The sequence below is a fragment of the Anaerotignum sp. genome, from assembly GCF_051877975.1.
GTDB lineage: Bacteria > Bacillota > Clostridia > Lachnospirales > Anaerotignaceae > Anaerotignum_A.
This window is the reverse complement of the sequence record NZ_JBJEJK010000041.1, coordinates 1-10,385: the sequence shown is the minus strand read 5'-3', so window position 1 is coordinate 10,385 and position 10,385 is coordinate 1. Positions and strand designations below refer to the sequence as shown.

The window sequence follows — 10,385 nt, the reverse complement described above, 5'->3', positions numbered from 1 at the left end:
TTAAGTTTTCAAGGTACATTTATGTATCTAAAAGATATTATACGAGGAGGAAACGATATGAAAGAACAAGTTATGAAAGGAGTTTTTGCGGCGGCGGCGGCACTGTCTATCCTGGCGGTAGCTTTGATCTGTGTGTTCCTGTTTGCCAATGGCGTACCTGCAATCCAAAAAATCGGCGCAGTTGATTTTCTGCTGGGGCGGACATGGAAGCCTTCCAATGATATTTATGGTATCTTTCCGATGATCGTTGGCAGTGTGTATGTTACAGCCGGTGCAGTCATTATTGGTGTCCCTTTGGGGATTCTCTGTGCTGTATTTTTGGCGTGGTTTTGTCCGGAAAAATTGTATAAAGTGGTGAAGCCTGCGGTGGAACTGCTGGCAGGTATTCCCTCTATTGTATATGGCTTTTTTGGTCTGGTGGTCATTGTGCCGATCATGCAGAGCCTTTTCGGCGGCAGCGGGAAGGGGATTTTAACAGCCTCCATCCTGTTAGGGATTATGATTCTGCCCACTATCATCGGTGTGTCCGAAAGTTCCATTCGCGCGGTTCCCATGGCTTATTATGAAGGTTCTCTCGGCTTGGGGGCCACCCATGAGAGAAGCGTATTCTTTGCCGTACTGCCTGCTGCGAAGCAGGGGATTTTGGCAGGGGTCATTTTGGGGGTCGGCCGGGCCATTGGCGAAACCATGGCGGTTGTAATGATTGCCGGCAACCAGCCTGTGATTCCCAACAGCATCTTCAGCGGCGTCAGAACCATGACAGCTAATATTGTCATGGAGATGGGCTATGCGGCAGACCTGCACAGACAGGCCCTGTTGGGGACGGCGGTGGTGCTGTTTGTATTTATCCTGATCATCAATCTTTGTTTCTCTATGCTGAAAAGGAGGTCTGACTGATGGAAGCCATGAATCAGCAATCTTTTAAAGAAAGAATGGCGGGATATAAAAGGAATCCCTTTTCTTTCTTCCTCGCTGCGTTGGTAGTGCTTTCTGCAGTGATTACATTAACGGTGCTGGTGGCCCTGCTGGTATATATTCTGGCAAAGGGCATCCCCAATTTGAAACCGGAATTGTTCGAATGGGAATATAATACATCCAATGTTTCCATGATGCCTGCTATCATCAATACGATCACCATTACGGCAATGTCTCTGCTGTTTGCCGTGCCCGCAGGGATCTGCTCTGCCATCTATCTGGTGGAATATGCAAAGCGGGGGAATAAATTTATCCCCATCGTCAGATTGACAACGGAAACCTTGTCTGGTATCCCTTCTATCGTGTTTGGTCTGTTTGGGTATCTGTTCTTCAATATCTATCTGGGCTGGGGCTATTCCATTTTGGGCGGTGCGCTGACATTGTCCATTATGATCCTGCCCCTGATTATGCGGACTACAGAAGAAGCCCTGCAGGCGGTGCCAGATGCTTATAGAGAAGGCAGCTTTGGTCTGGGGGCAGGCAAACTGCGGACAGTATTCCGGGTGGTATTGCCCTCGGCAGTGCCGGGCATCCTTTCCGGTGTTATCCTTGCGATTGGGCGTATCGTTGGGGAAACGGCAGCTCTGCTTTATCCCGCAGGTACAGCGGCACAGGTGGCAGATGGGCTGTTTTCCTCCGGTCGTACCCTGGCGGTACATATGTACGCATTGTTGAATGAAGGATTATATATGAATCAGGCCTATGCGACGGCAGTCATTCTGCTGGTCATGGTGGTATGTATCAACGCATTGTCCTCTTTCATTGCAAAGAAAGCTGGTGTAAAAGCATAATGGACAAAAGTAAAATTTCTGTATCAAATTTGGATTTATACTATGGCGATTTCAAAGCCTTAAAAAATATTAATCTGGAACTGCCCGAAAAGGAGATCACCGCATTTATTGGCCCTTCCGGCTGCGGCAAATCTACTTTATTGAAAAGTCTGAACCGCATGAATGATCTGGTGGAAGGCTGCAAAATTACTGGTCAGGTTTTATTGGATGGGGAAGATATCTACAGAGGTATGGATATCAACCTGCTGCGGAAACGGGTCGGTATGGTGTTCCAGAAGCCAAACCCCTTTCCCATGAGTATCTATGATAACATCGCTTATGGTCCCAGAACCCACGGCATCCGCTCGAAAGTAAAGCTGGATGAGATCGTGGAAAAAGCCCTGCGGGATGCGGCAATCTGGGATGAAGTAAAGGATAGGCTGAAAAAGAACGCATTGGGGATGAGCGGTGGGCAGCAGCAGAGACTTTGTATCGCCCGGGCTTTAGCGGTACAGCCGGAAGTGGTGCTGATGGATGAACCCACTTCTGCGCTGGATCCTATTTCCACTTCCCGTATTGAAGAACTTGCCTTGGAGCTGAAAAAAGAGTACACTATCATCATGGTGACTCATAATATGCAGCAGGCGACGCGTATTTCCGATAATACAGCCTTTTTCCTTCTGGGTGAAGTGGTAGAATACGATAAAACAGAAGCGCTGTTCTCTATGCCGAAAGATCAGCGTACAGAAGATTATATTACAGGGAGGTTTGGTTGATTTATGGTACGCAGTCGTTTTGATTCTCAGCTGGAACAGCTGAATGTGGAACTGATTAAAATGGGCGCTTTGTGTGAAGAGGCTATTACAGCTTCTGTCTCTGCCCTTATTAAATATGATAAATCTGTGGTGCAGACCGTATTTGAAAAAGATAATGAAATTGACCGTATGGAACGGGATATTGAAACATTTTGTATGCGTCTGCTTTTGCAGCAGCAGCCTGTAGCAAAAGATCTGCGTGCTATTTCTTCTGCTTTAAAGATGATTTCCGATATGGAACGAATCGGCGACCAGGCAGGGGATATCGCAGAGATCATGGCGATTATGAACGACCATGATACGAAGAGCAAGCTGCATATACAGGATATGGCAAGGGCTACGGTAAAAATGGTAACAGATGCGGTAGATTCTTTTGTAAAGAAAGACCTTGAACTGGCCCGTTCTGTTATGAAATATGATGATGTGGTGGATGAACTGTTTGATAAAGTAAAAGAAGAGATTATCGGCCTGATTGGGGAGGATCGTGCCAACGGCGAATTCTGTATCGATCTGCTGATGATCACAAAATATTTGGAACGGATTGGGGACCATGCGACGAATATCGCAGAATGGGTCGAATTCTCCATCACAGGACAGCACGTAGTGGCAGAAGAGGAGAGAAAATGATCACATACGAACAAATCAAGCAAAATGATGCCATTCGCACCTATATCCAAAAAGCCGACGAATCTCTGGCAGCATTGGGGTATACAGAGCATTCCTTTGCCCATGTGACAAAGGTAGCGGAAAATGTGAAATATATTCTGGAAACGCTGGGTTATTCCCAGCATGAAGTGGAACTGGGCATGATTGCTGCATATCTGCACGATATCGGCAATCTGGTCAACCGTTCCGAGCATTCCCAGAGTGGGGCAGTCATGGCTTTTCGTATTCTGGACAGAATGGATATGGATGCGGAGGATATCGCAACAGTGGTAACAGCCATCGGCAACCATGATGAAGGCACGGGCGTGCCTGTCAATGCCATTGCCGCAGCGTTGATTTTGGCGGATAAATCTGATGTTCGCCGCAGCCGTGTCCGTAATCAGGAAAAGAGTACTTTTGATATTCACGACAGGGTGAATTATTCTGTAGAAAAATCGATTCTGAAGATCAATCAGGAGCATAGCCTCATCAAGCTGAAGCTGACGGTCGATACCCATTATGGTTCTGTTATGGATTATTTTGAAATTTTTTTGGAACGTATGATTTTGTGCCGCAAGGCGGCGGAAAAACTGGGGCTGCAGTTCAAATTGATGATCAACGAGCAGTCTTTGATTTAAGGTGGTGTTTTCATGCTGATTTATTTGGTAGAGGATGATAACAGTATTCGCGAATTGGTGGCGTATACCCTCCATAGTGCTGGATTTCAGGCAGAAGGATTTGAAAAGCCTTCCGCTTTTTGGCATGCTTGCGAAACGAAACTGCCTGATTTGGTATTATTGGATCTGATGCTGCCGGAGGAGGATGGCATCAGCATTTTGAAAAAACTGAGACAAGCTCCTCGGACGAAAAAACTGCCTATCATTCTGCTGACAGCAAAAAGCAGTGAATATGATAAGATCATGGGGCTGGACAGCGGTGCCGATGATTATGTGGCGAAGCCCTTCAGTATGATGGAATTACTGGCAAGAGTAAAAGCTTTGCTGCGTCGCACAGAAAAAAATGAAGCAGAAGTGGTTTACTGTATGGGCAGCCTGAATATCAATCAGACCCGTCATGAAGTGAAGGTAGACGGCACAGAGGTAACATTGACCCTGAAAGAATTTGAATTGCTTTGCCTGCTGATGGAAAACAAAGGTCGTGTTTTGACCAGAGATCAACTGCTGAACAGCATTTGGGGCTATGGTTTTGATGGAGAAAACCGCACGGTAGATGTACATATCCGTACCTTGCGCCAGAAACTGGGAAAGTGCGGAGAATATATCGAAACAGTTCGCGGGGTTGGCTATAAAATAGGAGGAAATGTATGACAAATCGTATTTTTCGTTCTATTTTTCTGGTGGCAGTGGCGGTGATGCTTTCTGTTTCTGCGTTGATCATGGGGATGATGTATCAGTATTCTTCTGCGGAAATGACAGAGGAATTGCAGCGGGAGGCCAGCTATATTGCCCGCGGTATTGAAATGGAAGGCATTGACTATCTGGAAAAAGTTAAAAATGCAGATATCCGTATTACCTGGATCGATGCAGACGGGACAGTTCTGTATGATTCTGTAGCAGAGGTATCCGAAATGGAGAACCACGGAACCCGTGAAGAAGTGGTGGAAGCCATGAAAAACGGAGAGGGAGAAAGCAAGCGAAATTCTTCGACCCTTTCGGAAAGAACGATTTATTACGCTATGCGGCTGGGGGACGGCCGTGTGCTCCGTCTGGCTGTGGAAACCATGAGCATTCTCGCCCTCTTTTTCACTATGGCCTTTCCTTTGGTATTGATTTTGGCGGCTATGGTAGGGGTTTCCTTATTTTTGGCATTCCGAACGGCAAAAAATATTACCAGCCCTATGAATGAGATTGATTTGGAACATCCGGATCGTGCGGAGGTCTATGAAGAACTGACTCCCTTGCTTCGACGCATTGCGGTGCAAAACCGGGAGATTAACCGGCAAATGGCAGAACTGAAACGCAGAAAAGAAGAATTTGATACCATCACAGCAAATATGCAGGAAGGCCTGCTGGTGTTGGATGGAAAAGGGGATATTCTTTCCTATAATGAAGGAGTTTTGCGCCTGTTGGGCATCAGCCATGTGGAGGAAGGAAAAAATATATTTTCTCTGAACCGCAGTGCGGCATTCCGCCGTGGTGTGGAAGGCGCGCTGGCAGGGGAACATCGGGAAGAACGTCTGGAACTGAATGGAAAGATCTGTCAGATTTTTGTGAATCCTGTTTTTCGTGATGGGGAAACGGCCGGTGTTATCCTCATTCTGTTCGATGCAACGGAAAAAGAGGAACGGGAACGACTGCGGCGGGAATTTACAGCCAATGTTTCCCATGAGCTGAAAACGCCTCTGACTTCTATTTCCGGCTTTGCGGAAATTATGAAAAGCGGCATCGTTCCGCCGGAAGATATGGGGAATTTCGCAGGGAAAATCTATGGTGAAGCCCAGCGTCTCATTGATATGATACAGGATATCATCAAGCTGTCCAAATTGGATGAAAAGGATAGCATTTTGGAAAAAGAACCGGTTGCGATGGATACCCTTGTGTTGGAGGTCTGCGAAAGATTGCAGCCCCAGGCGGAAAAACAACAGGTCAAACTGGCGGCACAGACAGAGCCCCTGCAGTTTTATGGTGTGAAGCAGGTTTTGACAGAAATGGTCTATAATCTGTGCGATAATGCCATTCGATATAACAAACCCCATGGCGAAGTGCGCCTGACTTTGAAAAAAGAGGGGGAGAATCTCATCCTAGAAGTAGCAGATACTGGGATTGGTATCGCCAAAGAAGAACAGGATCGTATTTTTGAGAGATTCTACCGGGTGGATGCCAGCCGTTCGGCGGAAAGCGGCGGAACGGGTTTGGGGCTTTCTATTGTCAAGCACGGTGCGGCTTTGCATGATGGCAATGTTTCTATGGAAAGCGAGATCGGCAAAGGAACGAAGATGCGCATCTGTTTGCCGTTGAACCAGAAAATAGTGGAAAAGTAATTGAAAACCTCTTTCTGTTTTCCTGCAGAGAGAGGTTTTTTTCTTGCGGAGAAATGCTACGGAGAAAGGGGTTTCATGTGCTGGAAAAAATAGAAAATATTGACAAAAACAGAAAAGAAAAGCAGAGGGGCAAAATGTATAAAATCGGCTGAAATGTTTAAAAATGTTTAAGCACTTTTCCGATTAAATTACCTTGCATGCGAAATAAATGTATGCTAGAATGAGAAAAAGAGTGAAATATGAGAGAAGAATTTGGGGATAGCGAGCGTATGTTTCCAATAGGTCATTAGGTGCTTTTGGGCATGCGCTTTTGTTGTAATGATCTTTTGGTTGAGAAGAGGGGAAGAAGGTCTATGAATAATTTTGAAAGCAACGTGCAATACATCAAGTATCTGGTAAATAAAGAGGTTGCCAGTCGCTTTTTCCAGGGAACGTTGGAAAAAGGCTTTTTCTCTGAAAAAGAGATTGCTGAATCCATCATTCCTGGGCCAAAGGCATCGTTCCGCTGCTGCATTTACAAGGAACGCCGTATTATCGAAGATCGTGTGCATTTGGTTTTGGAACCGACGAAAGATAATGTGGTGATCAATGTATTGGATTCTGCCTGTGATGAATGTCCCATCGACCGTTTTGTAGTCAGCGATTCCTGCCGTGGCTGTTTGGGGCATAAATGTCAGGAAAATTGCCCTAGACATGCCATTTCCATTGTAAACCACAGGGCATATATCAATCAGGAATTGTGTATCGAATGCGGCCGCTGCAAACAGGTGTGTCCGTTTGGTGCCATCAGTGAAGTGATGCGTCCCTGCATGCGGGCATGTTCCGTTGGCGCTGTAAAGATGGATGAAAACAGAAAAGCCATGATCGACCACGAGAAATGTATTTCCTGCGGTGCTTGTGTTCATCAATGTCCATTCGGTGCCATTGTGGATAAATCTTATGTGCTGGATGTATTGACATTGCTGCGGGATTCCTGGAATAATACCAGCTATCATGTATATGCTGTTGTTGCGCCTGCCGTAGCCAGCCAGTTTTCCGGTGTAAAAGTGGGGCAGGTATTTTCCGGTATCAAGGAACTGGGGTTCTATGATGTTGTAGAAGCTGCCATCGGCGGCGATATGGTTGCCTTGGCAGAAACAGAAGAATTTGTAAAAACCATCGGGGAGAAAAAATGGAAAACCACTTCCTGCTGTCCTGCGTTTGTTGATTATGTCAGAAAAAATCATCCGGAATATATGGATCATGTATCCACAACGGTTTCTCCAATGATTGCCATGGCCAGAGCCATCCGCGCCAAAGACAGGAAAGCGCGAATCATCTTTATTGGCCCTTGCACTGCTAAAAAGGTTGAGATCAAGCAGGAAGATGTAAAGGGTGCAGTGGATTATGTACTGACGTTTGAAGAACTGAGAGCTATTTTTGACGCAAGAAATATGGATTTGACAGAACTGTCTGAAGTTTCTGCGGGAGAACCTTCTTCCTATGGACGTATCTTTGCCAGAACCGGCGGCGTGGCGGAAAGTGTACGCCGTGTAGCAAAGCTGGAAGGCATCGAAACAGAAATCAACCCGATTCGCTGTAATGGTATTGAAGAATGTATCAAAACAATGAAACTGGCATCCTTCGGCAGACTAGAGGAAAACCTGATCGAGGGGATGGCATGCAAGAGTGGCTGCACTAATGGAGCAGCATCTATATTTCACGATGTCAGAGGAATCGAACGGGTCAACAGCTTCAGCCGGGAGGCATTGACGGATGACCCAAACGAAGGGATTCGCGGCTATGATATGTCCGGCGTGAATATGGAACGGGAATTTGGTGAGATCAAGAAGCAGGAAGGGGTTACTTCCGGCGAAAAGGCAAAGAAGAAAAGAGCAACTGCAAAGGCAAAGAAAGAAGCCATTGCGGAAGGCGAAATCAAATAAAATACATAGAAAAAAAGTCCCGCATCTTGAATGATGCGGGACTTTTGGCTTATGTGGGAAGGTCTTTTTGGGGCATCCGTTTCAAAACAGGAATCAGAGCGATGGAGAGGGGCGTCAAAGAGCCGATCCATGCCAGTGGGTTGGCAATGCAGGTGCCTGTATACCCGATGACAGAGGTCAGCGCAATGGCGCAGATGCTTCGCATTACCAGTTCAGCAATGCCTGCCACAGTGGGAACAAAGCTGTACCCCAACCCCTGCAGGGAATAACGAAATACGAACAGCAATGCCAGCAGGGAATAGCAAACACCATTGATCATCAGGTATTCATGAGAAAGCTGGATGGCAACCGTATCACCTGCCAGGAAAAGGGCGGAAAGACTACCGCCAAAGCAAACATCAATGACACCAATAAAAAGGGCAAAGGCAATGGAGATCAAACTGCATTGGAAGATGCCCTGGCGGATACGGTGAGGTTTATTTGCACCGTGGTTCTGTCCAACATAAGTGGCCATGGCGATACCAAAGGACATCAGCGGCAATATCCCCAGATTGTCCAGCTTAGATGCGGCAGTATATGCAGCGATCTCTGTGGTGCCAAGCGAGTTCAGGGCGAATTGAACGATGATGGTTCCTAGGGCAATGATGGAGCTTTGGAAGCCCATGGGCAGCCCAAGCTTGAAATGCCGCCGCCAGTCCTCTGCTGTGCATTTGAAATGTTTCAGACCAATCCGCAAAACTGGTACTTTCCATTTGATATAAAAAATGCAGAGGAACCCGGAAAGGAATTGTGCCACAAGGGTAGCAATGGCGGCACCCTCTACCCCCATGCCCAGATTGAGGATGAAGGCAAAGTCCAGAATAATATTCAGTACACAAGCGATAATCAGAAAGACTAGGGGGCTGAAGCTGTCACCAACGGCACGCATAGCATTGGACAGCAGATTGAATAGCATGCAAGAGGCCAGACCGCCCACGATAAAGATAAAATACCGATAAGCGTCATCGAAAATTTCAGCAGGGGTACGCAGGATGTGCAGCAAAGGCCCCGTTGCCAGAAGCCCGAAAACAGTCAAAGCGACAGTTACGAGGATACTGATGAGGCAGGAAACGGCAAAACTGCGTTTCACCCCTTCTTCATCCTGAGCACCAAAGCGCTGGGCTGTGACGATAGACATGCCTGCAGTGGTGCCGGTAGCAAAGCCCTGCAGCAGGAAAGTCAGCCCGCCGGTACAGCCCACAGCCGCCAATGCGTTGCTGCCAAGGGTGCGGCCCACGATAAAGGTATCTGCCATGTTATAAAATTGCTGAAACAGGTTCCCGATGAGCAGGGGAATGGAAAAATATAAAATTTGTTTGGCGGGGAACCCAACTGTCATATCTTTTGCCATAAAACCACCTCTTTTTTCTGAAAAGAAAGCCATTGGCAAGGCTTTGCCTTGCTCTTGCGGTTTGCCCCGCAAACATTTTGCGGAACCATATACCCATGCTCCTGCAGGCAGTTTTATGGGGATATCGTTCCGCATGGCTTTCTCCGTTATATTTTACAAAGAAAAAACCAAGGTAATTGCTACCTTGGTTTTTATGATGAGTCATCCGGGACTCGAACCCGGGACACCTGGATTAAAAGTCCAGTGCTCTACCGACTGAGCTAATGACCCGCAACGAAGACTAGTATATAGCAGATTTATTTTTTTGTCAACATGTTTTTTTGTTTTTTTGATAAAATTTTGGAAGAAGATTGTTTTATGATATCTTGAGATTTGGATGGGGTGCGGGAAAAAGGATCCTGTCTTTTCAAATACAGCGGTTTCTTAGGCCTTCTTTTTCTTCGGATAGGTTGTTTTTTTCTGCATAGCTGTGGTTTTTCGTGAAAGAGATCAGAAAGATTGTATAGGGTACAGCAGGATCGAAAAAAATAAAAAATTTTATTGACAAATATTTTGTATGGTGCTAAAATCCATATTAATTTAATAGAATAAACCGTTGAAGCGGAGATAACGGCAATCATGCCTTTACAGAGAGCCCGTGTTGCTGAGAGTCGGGTGAGAAACAAGTTGTCAAATGGACCGCTGAGGGTGCAGTCAAATGCGATTTCGCAAAGTATTCTGCAACGTGTGGGTATACGTCAGTTACCGGGGATATGTTGGTATCCTGCTAAGGGCGCGGGTTTTTCTCGTGAATACAAGGTGGCACCGCGGATAAAGTGCATTTATTCGTCCTTGATAGAATTTTTTCTGTCAAGGGCGTTTTTT

At 46.3% G+C, this 10,385-nt stretch carries 9 protein-coding genes and 1 tRNA gene; 8 read left to right on the top strand and 2 right to left on the bottom strand.

Annotated elements, in window-relative coordinates:
• Positions 1 to 57: 57 nt before the first annotated feature.
• The 8 genes from pstC to ACI39P_RS06820 all read left to right on the top strand — a co-directional run bounded on the left by pstC (position 58) and on the right by ACI39P_RS06820 (position 8,131).
• On the top strand, positions 58 to 897 hold the full coding sequence (gene pstC, locus ACI39P_RS06855; RefSeq protein WP_439719925.1) for a phosphate ABC transporter permease subunit PstC: 840 nt from the start codon (positions 58 to 60) through the stop codon (positions 895 to 897).
• Between the two features lie 8 nt (positions 898 to 905).
• Positions 906 to 1,766, top strand: coding sequence for a phosphate ABC transporter permease PstA (pstA, locus tag ACI39P_RS06850; protein ID WP_439719927.1), 861 nt, complete (start codon positions 906 to 908; stop codon positions 1,764 to 1,766).
• Positions 1,766 to 2,521 (top strand): phosphate ABC transporter ATP-binding protein PstB, encoded by a 756-nt coding sequence (gene pstB / locus ACI39P_RS06845; protein WP_439719924.1) that lies wholly within the window; start codon positions 1,766 to 1,768, stop codon positions 2,519 to 2,521. The genes pstA and pstB overlap by 1 nt, the downstream gene beginning before the upstream one ends.
• A 3-nt stretch (positions 2,522 to 2,524) precedes the next feature.
• Positions 2,525 to 3,187: a phosphate signaling complex protein PhoU gene (gene phoU, locus ACI39P_RS06840; protein WP_439719923.1), complete on the top strand. Its 663-nt coding sequence runs from the start codon at positions 2,525 to 2,527 to the stop codon at positions 3,185 to 3,187.
• Positions 3,184 to 3,843: an HD domain-containing protein gene (locus tag ACI39P_RS06835; RefSeq protein WP_439719922.1), complete on the top strand. Its 660-nt coding sequence runs from the start codon at positions 3,184 to 3,186 to the stop codon at positions 3,841 to 3,843. Before phoU ends, ACI39P_RS06835 begins: the two co-directional genes overlap by 4 nt.
• Positions 3,844 to 3,858: 15 nt before the next feature.
• The gene (locus ACI39P_RS06830; protein WP_439719926.1) at positions 3,859 to 4,533 is read left to right on the top strand and encodes a winged helix-turn-helix domain-containing protein; all 675 of its coding nucleotides are present in this window, start codon (positions 3,859 to 3,861) and stop codon (positions 4,531 to 4,533) included.
• Complete coding sequence (locus ACI39P_RS06825) at positions 4,530 to 6,206, top strand: ATP-binding protein (protein ID WP_439719921.1); 1,677 nt, start codon at positions 4,530 to 4,532, stop codon at positions 6,204 to 6,206. Before ACI39P_RS06830 ends, ACI39P_RS06825 begins: the two co-directional genes overlap by 4 nt.
• 353 nt (positions 6,207 to 6,559) lie before the next feature.
• The gene (locus tag ACI39P_RS06820; protein WP_439719920.1) at positions 6,560 to 8,131 is read left to right on the top strand and encodes a 4Fe-4S dicluster domain-containing protein; all 1,572 of its coding nucleotides are present in this window, start codon (positions 6,560 to 6,562) and stop codon (positions 8,129 to 8,131) included.
• A gap of 49 nt (positions 8,132 to 8,180) precedes the next feature.
• On the opposite strand, the gene ACI39P_RS06815 is transcribed toward ACI39P_RS06820, so the two are convergent.
• Both ACI39P_RS06815 and ACI39P_RS06810 read right to left on the bottom strand, forming a co-directional pair.
• Positions 8,181 to 9,521: an MATE family efflux transporter gene (locus ACI39P_RS06815; RefSeq protein ID WP_439719919.1), complete on the bottom strand. Its 1,341-nt coding sequence runs from the start codon at positions 9,519 to 9,521 to the stop codon at positions 8,181 to 8,183.
• 197 nt (positions 9,522 to 9,718) lie between these two features.
• A tRNA-Lys gene (locus ACI39P_RS06810) sits at positions 9,719 to 9,791 on the bottom strand.
• Positions 9,792 to 10,385 lie beyond the last annotated feature (594 nt).